Source organism: Dysgonomonas sp. HDW5A, assembly GCF_011299555.1.
Classification (GTDB): Bacteria; Bacteroidota; Bacteroidia; order Bacteroidales; family Dysgonomonadaceae; genus Dysgonomonas_A.
This window is the reverse complement of record NZ_CP049857.1, coordinates 4,246,761-4,265,462: the sequence shown is the minus strand read 5'-3', so window position 1 is coordinate 4,265,462 and position 18,702 is coordinate 4,246,761. Positions and strand designations below refer to the sequence as shown.

Below are 18,702 nucleotides of genomic sequence, written 5' to 3'. Positions count from 1 at the left end.
ATGTATCGATAATCAGTATCTCAAAATTAATGTTTGTCTTTTATGAAAAAGAAAATATGCTTTGTAGTATCATCTCCTATAACAGTAAGAGCTTTCTTATATAATCACATAAGAGAGCTGTCTCGTGACTATGATATTTATTTAGTAGCCAATCTGGTTAATGAAAATATGGATACTCTCAAGGATATACCTTTAGTCGAAATAAAAAGTATTCCACTCTTTAGAAAAATAAATATAGTGCAGGATACAAAGGCACTATTGCTGCTTCGTAGATATTTAAAAGAAAACAATTTTGATGCAGTCCATTCTGTTACACCAAAGGCGGGATTGATAGCCATGACTGCTGCCAGATTGAGCGGAATAAAGAATCGCATCCACATTTTCACAGGACAGGTTTGGCATACTCAAAAGGGATTCATGAGAGCATTACTTAAGTTCATGGACATATGTATAGCGACCAATTCTACTTGTATATTGGTTGATGGACAGTCACAGAGAGAATATCTGATACAAAATAAAATTATAAAGGCGAAAGATTCCAAAGTATTAGGAAAAGGCTCTATTAGTGGAGTAGATACTAACAGGTTTGTTCCTGATGATCTGGTATCACAATATATGAGAAAAGAATTGGGTATTGAGCCTCATGAAATAGTATTTATGTTTCTAGGGCGTCTAAATAAGGACAAAGGTATTTTTGATCTTATAGATGCATTTCTTAAACTGAAAGAAAAATATCAAGATATACGCTTATTACTTATTGGATTTGATGAAGAGAATATAGAGAGTATTACTCGACTTAAATATCAAAATATAGATTCTATATATTTTGGAGGACCAACAACAATAGCCGAGAAGATGATACAAGCATGTGATATATTTTGCTTACCAAGCTATCGGGAAGGATTTGGCACTAGCGTGATCGAAGCCTCCTTATTAGAGAAACCTATAATCTGTAGCGATACATATGGGCTTAGAGAAACCATAATAAACGATAAAACAGGCCTCAGACATGAGGTTAGTAATGTGGATGGATTATACTTATTAATGGAAACTCTAGTCATAAATAAAGAGAAGAGAATGTTGCTGGGAAAGAATGGCAGACAATATGTTCTTGATAATTTTTCGGGACAGACAATTACTAATGAGTGGATTAAATTTTATAACAAATTGTTAGGCGATGTATAAAAATATTTTTAAACCTGTCTTGGATTTAATTTTCTCATTAGTAGCATTTATCATACTGTTACCCATGTTCTTAATTCTAATTCTATTTTTTACAATAGCTAATAATGGAAAACCTTTTTTCTTTCAAACACGTCCTGGTAAGAACAATAGGGTATTCAAAATTGTTAAGTTTAAAACAATGAATGATCGAAAAGATTCTAATGGAAATCTTCTAGCTGATGAGGATAGATTGACCTCTATTGGCAGATTTGTAAGAAAAACTTCCTTAGATGAAATACCTCAATTACTCAATGTTATTAAAGGAGATATGAGTTTGGTGGGACCCCGTCCTCTATTGATAGAGTATCTGTCGTTATATGATGAGGATCAGGTACGTAGACACGAGGTTCGTCCTGGAATTACAGGATGGGCACAAGTAAATGGTAGAAATGCTATTTCGTGGCAAGAAAAATTCAGGCTTGATGTCTGGTATGTTGATCATATATCTCTGTTGTTAGACATTAAAATAATATGTCTTACGATAGTAAAAGTATTTAAGTCGGAAGGGATTACTTCCGAAAAAAGTGTTACAATAGAAAAATTTGAAGGAAATCAAGAAAGATGAAAAAAGTATATCTGTTTGGTGCAGGTGGCCATGCTAAGGTAATTATAGACATTCTTCAATTAAATGACATTACTGTTGAAGAGTTATATGATGATAATAAAACAATCAAAGATTTTATGGGAATACCTGTTTCTCCGGAAATCAAATCACCATTGATCATCAGTATCGGTAATAATTCGATACGGAAAAAAATTGCTACAGATCTCAACGAAGTTACCTATGATAAAGCAATATCGACGAATGCTGTGATATCACGGAATGTATCCATAGGTGATGGAACTGTTATCGTTCAAGGCTCAATTATACAATCTTGTTCACAAATAGGAAAACATGTGATTATAAATACAGCAGCCACTGTAGATCATGACTGCAATATCCACGATTTTGTACACATTGCTCCCGGAGTAAACTTATGTGGGGGAGTCGAAGTTGGAGAAGGTACTTTAATAGGTGCTGGATCGACTGTTATACCAGGTATTAAGATTGGGCAATGGTGCATCATTGGAGCCGGATCGGTAATCACAAACGATATTCCTGACAATGTAGTTGCCGCAGGCGTGCCTTGTAAGGTCATAAAATATTTAGAAAAGATATGAGCAATAATCGTATTTGGCTTTCTCTGGCACATATGGGAGGTCGTGAGCTAGATTTTGTAAAAGAAGCATTTGATACTAATTGGATTGTACCAATGGGACCTAATGTGGATGCTTTTGAAAAGCAATTAGCTGATTATCTTCATGACGGAGTCTCAGTTGCAGCATTAAGTGCTGGTACAGCAGCACTACATCTCGCATTAATTATTTTAGGAGTAAAAGCCGGAGATGAGGTTCTTTGCCAAAGCTTTACATTTTCGGCATCTGCCAATCCGATAGTTTATCAAGGAGCAACCCCAATTTTTATTGATAGTGAAAAGGAGACATGGAATATGTCGCCCGAGCATTTAGAAAGGGCTCTCAAAGACCGCCTATCCAAAGGGAAGAAACCTAAAGCTATCATCGTTGTCCACCTTTATGGAATGCCGGCAAATATGGCTGAAATAAAAGCAATTTCAGTCAAATATGAAATACCGATTGTTGAAGATGCTGCCGAAGCATTAGGTTCGGAGTATAAACATCAACATTGCGGAACACTCGGAGATATATCTATTCTGTCATTTAACGGAAATAAGATTATCACAACATCAGGTGGTGGAGCTTTGGTTTCACATAACGAAGAATATATAAAAACAGCTCGTTTCCTGGCAACTCAAGCCCGTGATGCAGCACCTCATTATCAACATACACATATAGGATATAACTATAGAATGAGTAATGTTGTGGCAGGTATTGGACGTGGTCAAATGTTGGTACTACAAGAGCGAGTTAAACAAAGAAGAGAAAATAATCAATTTTATAGAGAACAGCTAGAAGGATTGGATGGTATCAGTTTTCAAACAGAGCCCTCTTCCGATTATTTTTCCAATTATTGGTTGACATCTATTTTGGTTGATCCACAAAAAATGAATGGTATAACCAGAGAAAAGCTATATGAGATACTCAATGATGCTAATATAGAATCAAGACCACTTTGGAAACCAATGCATCTACAACCCGTATTTAAAGATTATCCATTTTTTGGGGATGGAACGAGCGAGCAATTATTTAAAAATGGTTTATGCCTGCCATCAGGAACAAACCTAAGTTCAAATGATTTATATAGAGTAACTGATTCAATCAAACTATTATTAAAGTTATAAAGAACTCTCATGATTAATCAAATAGGAAGAATTATATATAATAAATTTCTCAAAAACCGCTTGTTAAGCAGGTGGTTTATATTGTTCATTGATATCAGCAATATTTTATGTGCTACAGTGATTTCGTATTTCCTAACTCTTAAGATATATAATAAAATCACGATAGTGTATCATCCTCGCTTTGTTGAATATCTGGGTGTTGCTATCTTTTTCAATCTTTTGTTTTTTTGGGTATTTAAAACATACAGAGGAATTGTTCGTTATTCTACTGTTTACGAATTTCAACGTATACTTATTGCTACATTATTTGCTGACTCTCTACTCTTTCTCACTCTTCACAAAGTAATGGGGTTGTCGGGCGGTGTTTCTCTGGCCTATTGTACCACACTGTTTTTAGCATCACTGGTTGGGCTTTATAGTTTTCGTATCATTGTTGTATGTAGCTATCAAATATTGATTCAGAGATATGAATATAAACTGGCTATTCCTGTATATGTTTGGGGATTAGATGAAGCCACTATTGCTGCCGCACAATTACTAAGAACAAGTTCGCATAAATTTAAAATAATAGGGTTCCTTACTGTCGAATCCGATTCTCAATTGAAGAAAGTAATTGATCTTCCTGTTTTTGTTCTCAAAAAACCTGATGATCTTAATAAATATAAGATTAAAGATGTATTATTTACGAAAGAATCCGACCTGAAAGATCATGTTGCCTATGTTGAAAAGTTATTTAGTTCAAATACTCATATCTATATAACACAAGAAACTAATATAGATAACATGTCTCAACTGACGGATGCTGTAAATCGTATACGTCCTATTCAAATTGAAGATCTGTTGGGGCGATCCGAAATAAATATTAGTTTAGAAATAATTGGAGAAAATGTAAAGGATAAAACAATATTAGTAACGGGGGCTGCTGGTTCGATAGGAAGTGAGATTGTCAGACAATTAGCAAATTTAGGACCTCGATATATAGTATGTTTGGATCAGGCAGAGACTCCCTTGTATGACTTGGATATAGAATTGCAGAAGAAGTATCCTAACCTCAATTATACTGCAATTGTAGGTGATGTTCGTAACAGAAGTAAACTTGCACAAGTTTTCACGGAATATCGTCCTAATATTGTTTATCATGCTGCAGCATACAAACATGTTCCTTTAATGGAAAAACACCCGTGTGAAGCTGTACTTACCAATGTTCATGGAACAAAACTAGTAGTAGATCTGGCAATCGAAAATGCAGTTGAAATGTTTATCATGATATCTACAGATAAGGCTGTTAATCCAACCAATATTATGGGTGCCACAAAACGTCTAGCCGAAATATACGTTCAAAGTTGTGCCAATGACTTATATAAGAATAAATTCAGGACAAAATTCGTAACCACTCGCTTTGGTAATGTTTTAGGCAGTAATGGGTCTGTAATTCCACTATTTAGAAAACAAATAGAGAGTGGGGGACCTATAACTGTTACCCATCGCGAGATAACCCGTTATTTTATGACAATACCTGAGGCCTGTCGTTTGGTATTAGAAGCGTCTGTTATCGGAAAATCCGGATACATCTATGTATTTGATATGGGACAGCCTGTTAAGATATATGACCTTGCCGAAAAAATGATTAAACTGGTAGGGCTTATTCCCGAAAAAGATATCCGAATTGAATTTTCGGGATTACGCCCCGGTGAAAAGCTATATGAAGAGTTACTAAATGATTCAGAGATTACTGAACAAACAACTCATGAGAAGATAATGAAAGCTAAGGTACGCGAATACCACTTTCAGGATATTTTACCTCAAATCGAATCTATTATTTCTATTGCACAAAAAGAAGATAAGTATCAGCTTGTTGCAACAATGAAAAAAATTGTCCCCGAGTTCTTAAGCAACAATTCTGAATTTGAATCTATGGATGTGGATGTATTAAGTGTAAATAATAATTGAGAAGTATACCAACAGTTAAATTAAACATCGGAATTGTTATATATAAAATCCTAGCTTTTGCTGACAAATATTAACTTTGTATATTTCCTTGTGTTTGAATTGCGAAGACAGAGATTCAAATGATATTAATAGTGGAAAAACAAATAATTATATCGATTTTGAATAATGATTTATGATATGACCTAACTTTAAACAAGCAATAAGAAAAAGTATCCGATAATCTAATGATTATCGGATACTTTTTCTTATCATTTTCTCACTTAGAAATGATCTATTAATCGGCTCCGATAACAGCAGGTTGATCCTGTTTAAAAGAAGGATTTTTCGGTTGGTCAGTCTTCTTAGATATGGTTCCTGGTAAAATCTCAAAACCAATTTCAAATTGATCCAGCACGGATGCTAATTGGCTGATAATTTTTGTATCTCCTTTAGCTTGAACAATGCCGGAAGCTATTAAATCGTCAAAATTTTTCACTCCCATCATTATTAAACTCAGGTCGTTTCTATTGACCGTTAGTGTTAAATCAGGATTTGGAGATTGAAAACCTTGGATATTTGTCAAGGTAGCATTGCTCATTTCAACAATGTATTTTTCATTTATATCTGGTAAAATCAGATTAATAACAAAATGCATACCTTCAGCTTTTTTACTATCCACACGGATTCCAAGAAAATCTAACCATAAGTTCACTCCCATCGCCTTAATCATATCCGGACCAGTTCCTTTAGGCGAAGCTCCTTGAGGAATACCATTACGCAGTTCATAAGCTCCTGCGAGAAAACTATTCCTGACACTTGGACTTTCTTTTTGATAGCCAATTTGTTCATAACAATCGGCTAGTAAGTCTTTAGCAATTTGATTTTTAGGTTCGGCATATACTAATTTATTAAGTATCTCAACCGCATAGAGATATTTACCTTGATCAAATAACTCTTTTCCTTTTTTGATAATAGAGTTAGCTCCACCCATCATCTCTACATACAATGGAGCAGATTCGGCAGGTGATAAGGGGATTAACGTCGCAGGATTACAATCCCAATAGCCTAAATATCGGTTGATGACTGCTCTACTATTATGCTCTACTGATCCGTGATAACTGCGTGCATACCATTGATTTTGCAAACTTAGTGGAACTTGATAGACATTGTGTACCTCATTTATCGTCACTCCTTGGTTAGCTAAGAATAAGACACCATTGTTCAAGTTAGCATATGTGTCACGCTGCCCTTTCATTACCTCTTGAACACGTTGATTACCGAAACGTGGCCACGAATGTGAGGCAAACATTACTTGTGTATCCGGTCCAAAAAGCCATAATGCTTCATTGATTTTTTTAGACCACTCCAAAGCATCTCTCACAAGGGCACCTCTTAATGTATAAATATTATGTATTGTTCCTGTTATATTCTCTGCTGCCCAGAAAGCTTTCATGTCAGGGAAATAAGTATTCATCTCAGCAGGGGCTTCTGTACCATGAGTACTTTGAAATACCATCTTAACGCCATCAATAGTTAATGTATCAATATCTTTAGTAATAATTATATTGGGCTCAATAAGACCTAAATTACCAGCTGATACATTCTTACCAATAGACTGATCTACATGGCCATGAGGATCTGCAGGTAATAATACTCCATATTGATAAAATAGACGCCGGCTCATTGCCGTGCCTGCATAAACGTTTTCAGCAACAGCATGTTCCATAAATCCTTCAGGAGCTATTATTTTTACTTTTCCATTTACTACGTCAGCTTCATCAACTACACCTCTAACCCCACCAAAATGGTCACCGTGAGAGTGCGAATAAACGACTGCTACAACAGGCCTTTCACCAAGTTGTTCATTAATAAATTTTAGAGCTGCTGCAGCTGTTTCTTTACATGTAAGGGGATCAAAAATAATCCAGCCTGTATCTCCTTTTATAAAACTGATATTGGCTAAATCAAAGCCCCTAATCTGATAAATACCGGGTATCACTTCATATAATCCGTAATTCATATTTAAAATAGCTTGTCTCTGGAGCGATGGATTGATGCTGTAAAAATCTTTTCCATCCAGAAGGAAGTCATATCTACCCATATCCCATGCAGTATGACCATCTTCTGCCATGATCTGCTTAAAGTCGGGTGCAGCAATAAAACCCTTTTTTTGTTCTTCAAAATCCTGCTTGTCTTCAAAAGGAAGAGTGCTTTTTAGTTCTTCCCATTTACTAATGGTAAACTTTGACGGGTCTTTGCCTTTGGGATCGAAATGTTTGGGTGATGATGTCTTTTCACTTGACATGCTTTGAGATTTACTGCTGAGTGGAATACACAGTAATGCGGTAGTTAAAATACAGATTAATTTTCTCATTTGATTTTTATTGTTTAGTTAATCGAATCCTTATTAGTAGTATATTTTTGATACTAATCTTATATAAATCATAAAACGTAATGCCTAATAAGGCTGTATTATCTAAGAGCAAATCTCTAATCAAGAAGAGAACTCACACTGACTTAATGATGATGGTTTTTAACTAAAATTAAAACATATTGTAAAGAATAATGTTCATTATGATAATTTTTTCATGATGATGTTTGGATAAGTTCAATATTTAATGAGTAATCACAAATGAATAATCTTAGTGAAATCTCTATCAGGTTATGTTTAAGCTGAATATAATAATTTTAGAGTTGTAGCTTTGACGATTTCCTCAGCAGGATCAAAAGTTCTTTCATTTCATAATTCCGATATAGTCTTCTCTTATAACCAATCCGATTAAAACTTCGTTCAATTAGCCAGCATCTTTTTATAGGCTTAAACTCTTTTCTCTTATATCCACTAATAACAACCTCAGATAGGATATGTATGATACGAATAAAAGTGATTTTTCATGTTACTCCTTTATATGTTTAATTTTTATAGAAATGTTAAGTTTATTATTATTTCTGTTGCTTCTAAGATGAAAATCATACGTTATAAATATTATCTTCGAATAGAATTATTTAAGAGCATAAAAAAAAATAGCGAATTAATAAATTGAAAAGCAACAACAATGCTTTATGTTAAGTTATAACAAATTATAGGTGTATACTTGCTAAGGAATAAGAGGTCTTAGATCTTAAAACAATCAATAAAAGGAAATGTTATATTGATAATTACAAATTTTCTCATGAAGCATAGAATATTATTTATTACACTTACTTTTTTTTTGATGGAATTGGCTGTTCACTCACAAGAGAATAATGTTCCAACTAAACAGATAAATCATAGTATGCATACTTGGACAGGACTTCTTACTACCCATCGTTTTTCCGATAATTGGGGAATGACAGCCGATTTAATTATCCGAAGAGATGAATTTCTTAAAGAACCGGGTTTTTATTTTGCGCGGCTGGGAGCAGGATATTGGTTCAGTGATAATATTTCTCTTGCGATGGCATATGGAAATCTTTGGCTATACAGACCTCAACTCAGGGATAAGAATTTTATACTGGAATACCGCTTCGATCAACAATTGGTTGTAGTATCTAGTCTATGGAAATTTAATGTTACACAACGTTTCAGAATAGAATCGCGTTGGCGGGAAAGAGTTGAAGGAGATCAAACTGTAGGTAGAACATTTTCAGAACGTATTCGGTATTTATATACTTTCCGTTTGCCTATATCTAAAAATACATCTGTACCACAACTTATGTTTAGTAATGAAATTTTACTCCAATTTGGTAAGCAGATCGTAAATAATCCATTAGATCAAATCCGCTTATTTGTCGGTATTCGTCATTCATTAGGAAAGGGTGTGGCGTATGATTTAGGATATTTCCCTATTTTTCAGCAAACAGCAGCCGGAAATGTATATAATCTTAATCATACAATTCGCTTATTGTTTTATTTTTCCACGAAAAAATCGAAATTAGATAATTATAATTTGCAAATGGAGGAACAAGAGTAGCTCAATTCTGAAAATTGTTTATGGAAGGAATGCAGTCGTAAATCATAAAAAAGCAACTTCTTCGTTAGTTATTTATAGAAAGTATATATCTTAGCTGTTAATATTTTAATTCACACTACAACTATGTCTCTTTTTGAAACTCATTACAAAAACATATACCAATTGTTAGAATATGAAGATTATCCAAATCTTCTGAAAAAAATAATTGATTTGGCATTAGATACAGAAGATTTGTCTTATTACAAAAAGACAGTGTATTTACTCGATTGGCTAGAGCTGAATCAAACTAATATTCCAGAAATACGGGAACGATTTAAAATTTTATTGGACGATCTTTTTGCTTTTTTACAGAAAAAAGGGAATAGTCAGGGTGAAAAACTACTTATTGTTCAGAATTTAATAAAAGCTTATACTCAATCTTATTTTGCTTTAGGACCAATTAGCTTCGATATCTCTGAGGGCGAAATAATTGGATTGGTAGGAGAGAATGGTAATGGGAAAACAACATTATTACGCTCACTGTGTGGTGAATTAGCTCCAACAAATGGCAAAATCGATTATTTATTTGAATATAAAGATAATTATGATCTTCGTTCCCAGTTGATATATATACCGCAACGAACTAAAGATTGGCATGGAACATTATTATCTAATTTGCAATTTACTGCGGCTTCCTATGGAATCTTAGGAGAGGAAAACGAAAACCTGGTTCAGCTTGTTATAGCACGAATGGGATTGAGGGGATATCGTAATCTGAATTGGAATAGTCTGTCATCAGGTTATAAGATGAGGTTTGAGTTAGCAAGAATGTTACTTCGTAAGCCTAAACTTCTGTTGATTGATGAGCCTCTTGCTAATCTTGATATTTTGGCTCAACAAGTCGTCTTAGATGATTTTAGAGATATTGCAAAATCACCATTCCGTCCATTGGGGATAGTCTTGAGTTCTCAGCAATTGTATGAAGTCGAAAAAACATCGGATAGGGTTATTTTCTTAAAAAAGGGACAACCTCAAAATGCAGATGTAAAAGAAGGTGTTGCTGAATTTAAAGAGGTCGCAAAGTTTATTGTCGAATTTGAAAGTGACTGGAGCCAAGAAGAGCTTCGTACTGTATTCTCTAATCTGGAACTGGAAACTTTACAAATAAAAGGGGGAACCTATATTGCTATTTTCCCTGCAAATATTTCACAAGAACGATTTCTCCAGGTTATTGTAGATAATCATATACCATTGAATTATTTCAGAAATATATCTAACTCTACACGCCGTTTCTTCCTGTCATAAAGAAGAGACCAGGTTTCATATTCTTATTATTTATTATTACAGTACTTAAATACTTAGACAATGTTAAAGAAAATCCAACAATATCTCCTCTTAAATTATCCTCTTTTATGGAATATAAAGATCGTTCCAGCCTTTTTGGGAGCGGTTGTAATTAATATTTTATTTTTTCTTGCAGGATATTTTCTAACAAAAATAGATTTTTCAGATCGATATAGTTACAGCAGTTCTTTTTCCGGAGCGGCACTGATCTATATGGGAGCAGTCCTGACTGCTATTTTATTATTTATTATATGGTTAGTTTTTTATTCTAAAAATAATGCATTCAAATCGTTTTACCCTAAAAGTAGCGGGGGATTGTATTTAGAGTGGGTTTTGTCATTCGTTATTATTTGTGGATTCATATTATTCCCTTTCTCTTATTATCAAGGTTCTGCTTCAAAAGTTAGATCCTACGTAAGTAAGCAGGAAATGATTAAAGCTGTTGAAACTCTTAATCTGATTAGAATATTGATCCCTACAGATAAAACTAGTTATTATCAGGAATATCCTACAGATTTACCTTCTGATTATTATATGAAATCTGCACCGGATAAACACTCTGAAAATTTGGATAGCTCAGCACCTGTAACAGAATACGTTGATCCCGTAGAATATGCAGAATCGAATGATTTGTACTATCCCGATTATCCTGATTTTGCTCAACTGTCGTTATTGAATTATGGTTCTCTGAATCAGTTTTATATTTCTTCGAAATCTGATTTTACAATACGTGATGCAGATACTGTCAAAAAATGGTTGAGACAACAAAATAAAGAGGAAATAAGTCGATTAATGGATAATTTCATCGCATTGCAAAATAAGCACAATCTGAAAACTAATTTAACTAAAGATCAGTGGTTGCAGTTGGTGTATAATCCATCGAAATACCCGGTAGGGGATTTTAACTTAATTACATCCTATAATTACGAAGATGAAGAGGCTAAAAATGAGTATAGTTATTACTATAATTCAAGAGATAACACTCCTAATGGTTATTACGTCTCTTATGATGAATTAGAACGCTCTTATAATAAAATAATGAATGCATATGTTGATAAAGAGGAAAGTCTGGCATTTTTTATGATTAGCATAACAATGGCGCTGTCTATTTCTTTATTGGTATTCTCTTTTAGGTCTACTACCGGAAAATCATGGCTTATAGCATTAATATCAATAGGTCTGATTTTGTTTATTAATGGGATATTATCTTTTGCAATATCAAGTCCATTTCGCGTGGATATACTTGGTCCTCTATTTTATATCTTTGTTTTACTGGCAATCTTTTCTTTAGAATTGATATCTGTATTGAGAAAGAATATAAATAGAAAGGCGAAAGGCAGATCTGATATATATATGAATCATCTCGTCTGGTTTGTGCCTGCTGTGCCTGCACTTATTTTTATGGCTATCTATATTATAGGGCATAATCAATACTCTTATAATGATTATACCTATAACAATAATGGCTTATACGAAACTTACCTTTTCATGGATGAGCATATAATAGAGTTTATTTGGGCTAATATATGTTTGACTTTTGTTTCTATGTGGTTTTTCATCCAAGTGATCTTAAGAAAGTGGAAGAGTTTACCTGAACAATAATATTTCATATAGCATATATACATATCGGAAAGGATAGCTTTAAGCTATCCTTTCTTTTTGTAAATAAAAAGTCTGTTGTATACTATATAACATCTGATTCATCTTGCAAAGTGATAATCTTATGATTAATTTTGCTAACAAAATAGACGCTTTATGGAATCTGTAAAAAGTATTTTCAAAATAGGGTTTGGTCCATCGAGTAGTCATACGATGGGACCTGGTAATGCTGCTAAGATTTTTAACGAAAAGAATCCAAATGCAACATCTTTTCAGGTTGAATTATATGGAAGTTTGGCTGCTACAGGTAAAGGACATATGACAGACGTGGCTATTGAAGCTATGTTTGCCCCTAAAAATGTCGAGATTATATGGAAACCCGAGACAGAGCTGCCTTTTCATCCTAACGGAATGATCCTTCATGCATTATCTGCTGAGAAGAAAATAACAGATAGTTGGACTATTTATAGTATTGGTGGAGGCGATCTAGCAGATGAAAATACTAAAACCTCCAGAGAATCATTATATGATATGACTACAATGACACAAATTTTAGGTTGGTGTCAAAAAACGGGAAAAACTTTTTGGGAATATGTTTTAGATGTAGAAGGTCCCGAAATTTTTGATTATATGAGTCATGTGTGGGACGTAATGAAGGCGGCGGTATTAAAAGGCTTGGATGAAGAAGGAGTATTGCCCGGAGGCTTAGGCTTGCAGCGAAAGGCTTCTATGTATTATGTGAAATCAAAAGGATATCAAGGGTCGATGAAAAGCAGAGCACAGCTATTTGCTTATGCTTTAGCTATGTCAGAAACCAATGCATCGGGTGGGGAAGTGGTTACAGCTCCAACTTGTGGCTCATGCGGTGTATTGCCTGCTGTTTTATACCATTTACACACAAGTCATCATGATTTTAGTGATAAAAAGATTATACGGGCTTTGATAACTGCCGGCTTAATAGGGACTCTCGTTAAAAATAATGCATCGGTATCAGGAGCAGAGGTTGGCTGTCAGGGTGAAATAGGAGTAGCTTGTGCCATGGCAGCTGCTGCGGGAGCTCAATTATTCGGCGGGTCTACTGCTCAAATTGAATATGCAGCTGAAATGGGACTTGAGCATCATTTAGGTTTAACTTGTGATCCTATTTGCGGATTAGTGCAGGTTCCCTGTATTGAGCGAAATGCTTTTGCAGCGGTACGGGCTTTAGACTCATGTTCATATGCCATGTTATCAGATGGAAAACATATGGTGAGTTTTGATAAAGTAGTTCGTACAATGAAAGAGACAGGACATGATCTGCCAAGTTTGTATAAAGAAACTTCGCACGGGGGATTGGCTAAATATATCGATCACGAAGATTGATATTTGAGTTTTCGGTTCCTTTAATAAACGTCGATTTATAATTGATTATAACAAAAGAACAATCCATTTGGATTGTTCTTTCTATTATATAATTTGAGTAAATAATGCCCTGAGCAACCAATAATGAGCAGGTGAGTCTATTTCAAAAGGATACTTTACCCATTCATTAAGCGATAAAAATATTTTGCCTTCATGTTCTTTATATACACCTGATTTTATACCATCAGTATCGACCATTAATCCGAGTTTGTTTTCTATTCTATGAATATTTTCTCTTATTACTTGCTCATAAATTAGAATATCTCCATTCTTAAAGTTAAAACCTAAAGGCAGCGATTCCGAATCTTGTATCTCAATAGCTATCAATTTAGACTTGGCACTGCTCGGAATACTAATATGGGGAAGATTGTGTATGAAGTTCTCGTCATTGTAATGTGCTTCATAATCAACAATATCTAACGAAGATACATAAGGAACCTCTATAAAGTGGTGGGTTTTCTTTAGTTTCTCGGTTTCTAATACCAGCTCTGTATTGTAATGCAGGAGTTCGTTGACTGATAATTCTTTCAAAATAAAGTCATTTAACGGAATGCCAAAATATTTAGCAATGTTTACAATGATTTCTATTTTGGGTTCGGCTCTAAACTCTTCATATGAAGATATATTTCCTCTTGTCAGTTGAAATAAATCAGCAAATGCCTGTTGACTCAAAGCCTTTACATTTCTTATTTTTTTTATATTTTTTCCAACTTTACTCATAAAAAAATATATTTTTTGTTTGTATAGTTAAATTATTTATCTAATTTAGCTAAAAATATTAGCAAATATAGGATATTAATTAGCAGAATACAAATTTTGCCCTCATAATTTCTTAATGAAACAAGCTACGTTTATTACTTATATATAATGAATGATATGTATTTTAAAAAGATAGAAACATATATTTTGAAGTTGGGCTATTCGATTACGTATCACGATGAAGCTAAAGGCGTATTCTGTATAGAAAGTGAAGCCGATGGAATCAAGAATTTGATTATTGGAGTAGCTCCTCCTATTCTTATTATAGAACAATTTATTTTCACATTGAAGAATGATGATAAAGAAATTCTGAAATCTTTATTAATTAAGAATAGGGATATTATACATGGAGGATTTGTTTTGAATGAAGATGGAACGAAAGTTATATTCAGATATACCATGCAGATAGAAAATATGGGTATAAATGAGTTTGAAGGAGCCTTAAATTCTTTGGGGTTGTTGCTGAGTGAGTATTACGAGCAAATTATAGAGTTCGCTAAAAAATAAGATTATGAATATATTCAAAAGACTATTTAGAATTGGTCAGGCTGAGATACATGCGGTATTAGATGGCGTTGAAGATCCTGTACAAATTACGGAGACCGGGATTGTGGAAATGAAAGAGAATCTGACTCTAACTTTAGAGTCTTTAGCGAAGGTTAAAGCAATGGTCATCCGTGCTAAAAACGAAAAAGAGAAAAAAAGATCAGAGGCTCAGGATTATGGGAATAAGGCTGTTATACTGATTTCGAAAGCTCAGAATGGAGACATTGATATAGCTCAAGCAGAAAGATTGGCAAAGGAAGCTTTGCTTCGCAAAGAGCAATTGATTTCAGAAATAAATGAACTGGATGTGCAGCGTATTGAGCATGAAAATATAGCATCGGATATTCAGAAAAATATTGAAATACTTAAGTTTAATATTACCAAGTGGGAAAATGAGCTGAAAACTCTAAAGGCGAAAATCCGTATAAGTAAAGTTACTCAAGAAGTGAATAAGCAAATGGCTAAAATAGATAGTGACAGCACTTTAAATATGTTGGAGCGAATAAAAGAAAAAATTGCGGAAGAGGACGCGTTGTTTCAGGCTTATGCTGCATTGAATAAATGTAATATTTCTGTTGATGACGAAATAGATATAGCGATTGGAGCGAATGAGCAAAATGTAGATTCGGAGCTTGATGAGATTAAGCGAAAATTGGGAATGCAATAATACTCTAAAAATAGTACAATGACAGACTTTTTATATACTTTATTTCACCCACTTCCTAACGGGATCATGACCGTGTTGATGTTAGTGATAGCTATTTATTGGTTATTTGTCCTGATCGGAGGCATTGGTTTTGATGATATTGATTTGGATATTAACTTTTCACCGGAAGTAGATGTCGATGTTGAAGTTCCCGATATTGAAATTGATGTAGCGGATGTGGATACCGATAGTCATATTGTAGTAGAGAAAGTTCCTCAGGGAATACTGTTAAAATGTTTGTCATTTATAAACGTAGGACAAGTGCCTTTTATGTTGGTATTATCCACTTTTATTTTTCTATTATGGATAGGGTCACTCATTACAACACATTTCTTTCATGTTGATCATTTAGGATGGAGGTCAGTTTTTGTATTATTACCTTTGGTCATTGTTGGATTTTTTTTGACAAAGGTGGCAACCACTCCTATGGCAAAACTTTTTAAAGAGATAAATTATCAGGGAGAAGAAGCTACAGACTTCTTTGGATGCTCAGGTAAAATGCTTTCTAATATAGAGGGACAGAAAGTGGGGACTGCTGAATTTCTGGTAAATAGAAACCCGATTAAGTTAAATGTTATTAGTCTTAATGGAGAACCTATTAAATATGGAGACACGGTAATAATCACCGAAGAAGTACCCGATAAACATATATACTATGTAATTAAAGATACTTATTAAGATTACAAACCTATTTGTAATCAGCAACACATGAATAATTCTAACTAAATAAATAAAAAACCTTTATGGAACACATTATTATCATTCTTGTAGGCTCAGTCCTGTTTGTTTTGCTTGTGCTTTTAGGCATTTTAGCATCATTTTATAAAAAAATACCTCAAGGTAAGGCTATCGTTCGTACCGGTGTCGGTGGAACTAATGTTGCCTTTAATAAAGGAATGTATGTAGTTCCTATTTTCCATAAAATGGAAATAATGGATATTTCAGTCAAAAAACTTCAAATAGAAAGAATGCAGCATGACGGATTGATTTGTAAAGACAATATTCGAGCAGATATTAAGGTTGCTTTCTTTGTTCGGGTCAATAAATCAGTAAATGATGTCATCAATGTAGCTCAAACACTGGGCTGTGAACGTGCCAGTGACTCAGAAACACTTAAAAATATATTTGAAGCCAAGTTTTCGGAAGCCTTAAAAACGGTAGGTAAAAAGTTCGATTTTATAGAATTATATGAAGCCCGTAGAGAATTTAGAGACGAAATCATAAATATTATAGGTACCGATTTGAATGGTTATATTTTGGATGACTGTGCGATAGATTATCTGGAGCAAACAGAGATGAAATATATGAGTGCTGAAAATATTCTCGACTCGGAAGGTATCCGCAAGATTACCGAGTTGACCGCTGCTCAGAATATCAATGCGAATTTAATTCGCAGAGAAGAAGAAAAAGTTATAAAAAAGCAAAATGTTGAAGCACGTGAAGCGATTCTCGAATTGGAAAGACAATTAGCTGAAAAAGAAGAGAAACAAAAGAGAGAGATAGATAATGTGAAATCTCGTGAAGAAGCCGAGATTCAGAAAGTAAGAGAAGAAGAGCGATTGAAGTCTGAAACTGTAAGAATATCAACAGACGAAAGTTTGGCAATACAGGAAGAAAATAAGCGCCGTCAGATAATTATTGCTGAAAAAAATAAAGAAAGAACAGAAGCAATCGAAAAGGAACGTGTAGAAAAAGATCGTGCATTAGAACAAACGGAAAGAGAACGAATAGTGACTTTGGCTCAAATTGAAAAAGAACGTGTTCTGGAAGTTGAGAAGAAAAATATTCAGGATGTAATCCGTGAGCGTGTCCAGCTCGAAAAAGGAGTAGTTGAGGAAAAACAAAATATCAAAGATATTGAAGCTTTCAGGGAGGTAGACCGTCAGAAACAAGTAGGTATAACTATGGCTGCTCAGGAAGCGGAAGAGAAATTAATTAAAACCGTAAAAGGAGCCGAGGCTGATAAAAAAGCGGCAGAAGAAAGAGCTAAACAATTGTTGATAGATGCGGATGCAAAAAAAGAAGCGTCAACAAAACAAGCCGAAGCAAGGAAAATTTTAGCCGAAGCTCAGGCAAAAGAAGATGCTACTTATGGTTTAGCGGAAGCAGAAATCATGAAAGCCAAAGCAGATGCTGAAGAGAAACAAGGTATTGTAGAAGCTTCTATTATTGAGAAGAAAGCAAAAGCCGAAGCTTACAGCATCGAAACCAGAGCTGAGGCCAAGCGAAAAGATGGATTGGTAGATGCTGAAATCACAAGAGAAAAAGCATTTGCTTCTGCTACCGGACAAGCCAGTATTATAGAGAAAACATCGATAGCCGAAGCTGCAGGAATAGAAGCAAAAGCAGAGGCTAGACGTAAGGAAGGTCTTATGGAAGCCGAAGTTTCCAAAGAAAAAGCTCTAGCCGAAGCTACGGGTATAGAAGAAAAAGCGACAGCAATGAAAAAACTGGATGGTGCAGGAAAAGACCACGAAGAATTCAAATTGCAGTTACAAAAAGAAAAAGATGTTGAAATGGCACAAATCAATATCCAAAAAGATATTGCCGATGCACAGGCACAGGTATTGTCAGAGGCATTGAAATCTGCTGATATCGATATCGTTGGTGGAGAGACCATGTTCTTCGAAAATATTGTGAAGCAAGTTTCAAATGCAAAAGGGTTTGATAGTTTGGTGAATAAGAGTGAAAATATTCAGCAAATAAAGAAAGCATTGATTGGAAATGGTTCCGAAGGTGAATTATTTGACAGAATCAGATATTATGTGAATAAATTCAATATATCAACAGAAGATATTAAAAATCTGAGTATTGCAGGTCTTATCTTGAAAATGCAAAGTCAAAGTACCGAGAGTGAGGATAAAGGATTTTTGAGCAATCTGCTTAATATGTCAAATTCATTGGGGATATCCAATAAGAAGTTATCATAAACGACTTTGTCTTTTTCTTGCAGAGATGTGAT

At 34.3% G+C, this 18,702-nt stretch carries 15 protein-coding genes; 13 read left to right on the top strand and 2 right to left on the bottom strand.

From position 1 onward, the window contains the following. The first annotated feature begins 42 nt into the window (after positions 1–42). Genes G7050_RS17635 through G7050_RS17615 form a run of 5 tightly spaced genes read left to right on the top strand, consistent with a single transcriptional unit; the run spans position 43 to position 5,474 of the window. Positions 43–1,185, top strand: coding sequence for a glycosyltransferase family 4 protein (locus G7050_RS17635; RefSeq protein ID WP_166117574.1), 1,143 nt, complete (start codon positions 43–45; stop codon positions 1,183–1,185). After that, positions 1,178–1,789 (top strand): sugar transferase, encoded by a 612-nt coding sequence (locus tag G7050_RS17630; protein WP_166117573.1) that lies wholly within the window; start codon positions 1,178–1,180, stop codon positions 1,787–1,789. The genes G7050_RS17635 and G7050_RS17630 overlap by 8 nt, the downstream gene beginning before the upstream one ends. Further along, positions 1,786–2,385, top strand: coding sequence for an acetyltransferase (locus G7050_RS17625; RefSeq protein ID WP_166117572.1), 600 nt, complete (start codon positions 1,786–1,788; stop codon positions 2,383–2,385). Before G7050_RS17630 ends, G7050_RS17625 begins: the two co-directional genes overlap by 4 nt. After that, a complete protein-coding gene (locus G7050_RS17620; RefSeq protein ID WP_166117571.1) occupies positions 2,382–3,524 on the top strand; it encodes a DegT/DnrJ/EryC1/StrS aminotransferase family protein in 1,143 nt (380 codons plus the stop codon). Before G7050_RS17625 ends, G7050_RS17620 begins: the two co-directional genes overlap by 4 nt. A 9-nt stretch (positions 3,525–3,533) precedes the next feature. Continuing rightward, complete coding sequence (locus tag G7050_RS17615; protein WP_166117570.1) at positions 3,534–5,474, top strand: UDP-N-acetylglucosamine 4,6-dehydratase family protein; 1,941 nt, start codon at positions 3,534–3,536, stop codon at positions 5,472–5,474. Between the two features lie 274 nt (positions 5,475–5,748). Here the strand turns inward: G7050_RS17615 and G7050_RS17610 are convergent, their stop codons facing one another. Next, a complete protein-coding gene (locus G7050_RS17610) occupies positions 5,749–7,758 on the bottom strand; it encodes an alkyl/aryl-sulfatase (RefSeq protein WP_221412814.1) in 2,010 nt (669 codons plus the stop codon). Positions 7,759–8,626: 868 nt separating this feature from the next. On the opposite strand from G7050_RS17610, the gene G7050_RS17605 reads away from it, so the two are divergent. From G7050_RS17605 to G7050_RS17590, 4 genes are all read left to right on the top strand, one after another. Continuing rightward, a complete protein-coding gene (locus G7050_RS17605) occupies positions 8,627–9,406 on the top strand; it encodes a DUF2490 domain-containing protein (RefSeq protein ID WP_166117568.1) in 780 nt (259 codons plus the stop codon). A gap of 162 nt (positions 9,407–9,568) precedes the next feature. Continuing rightward, positions 9,569–10,690 (top strand): ATP-binding cassette domain-containing protein, encoded by a 1,122-nt coding sequence (locus G7050_RS17600; RefSeq protein WP_255499208.1) that lies wholly within the window; start codon positions 9,569–9,571, stop codon positions 10,688–10,690. A 60-nt stretch (positions 10,691–10,750) separates the two neighbouring features. After that, positions 10,751–12,331 carry a hypothetical protein gene (locus tag G7050_RS17595; RefSeq protein ID WP_166117566.1) on the top strand — a complete coding sequence of 527 codons (1,581 nt, stop codon included), beginning with the start codon at positions 10,751–10,753 and terminating at the stop codon, positions 12,329–12,331. A gap of 153 nt (positions 12,332–12,484) precedes the next feature. After that, complete coding sequence (locus G7050_RS17590; RefSeq protein WP_166117565.1) at positions 12,485–13,690, top strand: L-serine ammonia-lyase; 1,206 nt, start codon at positions 12,485–12,487, stop codon at positions 13,688–13,690. An 84-nt stretch (positions 13,691–13,774) separates the two neighbouring features. Here the strand turns inward: G7050_RS17590 and G7050_RS17585 are convergent, their stop codons facing one another. Then, the gene (locus G7050_RS17585) at positions 13,775–14,449 is read right to left on the bottom strand and encodes a helix-turn-helix domain-containing protein (RefSeq protein WP_166117564.1); all 675 of its coding nucleotides are present in this window, start codon (positions 14,447–14,449) and stop codon (positions 13,775–13,777) included. Between the two features lie 147 nt (positions 14,450–14,596). Here G7050_RS17585 and G7050_RS17580 point away from each other — a divergent pair, with 147 nt between their 5' ends. The 4 genes from G7050_RS17580 (at position 14,597) to G7050_RS17565 (ending at position 18,670) form a co-directional block, all read left to right on the top strand. After that, a complete protein-coding gene (locus tag G7050_RS17580) occupies positions 14,597–14,995 on the top strand; it encodes a YbjN domain-containing protein (protein ID WP_166117563.1) in 399 nt (132 codons plus the stop codon). Between the two features lie 4 nt (positions 14,996–14,999). After that, a complete protein-coding gene (locus G7050_RS17575) occupies positions 15,000–15,701 on the top strand; it encodes a PspA/IM30 family protein (RefSeq protein ID WP_166117562.1) in 702 nt (233 codons plus the stop codon). Between the two features lie 18 nt (positions 15,702–15,719). Next, complete coding sequence (locus G7050_RS17570; RefSeq protein WP_166117561.1) at positions 15,720–16,418, top strand: OB-fold-containig protein; 699 nt, start codon at positions 15,720–15,722, stop codon at positions 16,416–16,418. Positions 16,419–16,483: 65 nt separating this feature from the next. Next, positions 16,484–18,670 (top strand): flotillin family protein, encoded by a 2,187-nt coding sequence (locus tag G7050_RS17565; protein WP_166117560.1) that lies wholly within the window; start codon positions 16,484–16,486, stop codon positions 18,668–18,670. The last annotated feature ends 32 nt before the right edge of the window (positions 18,671–18,702 follow it).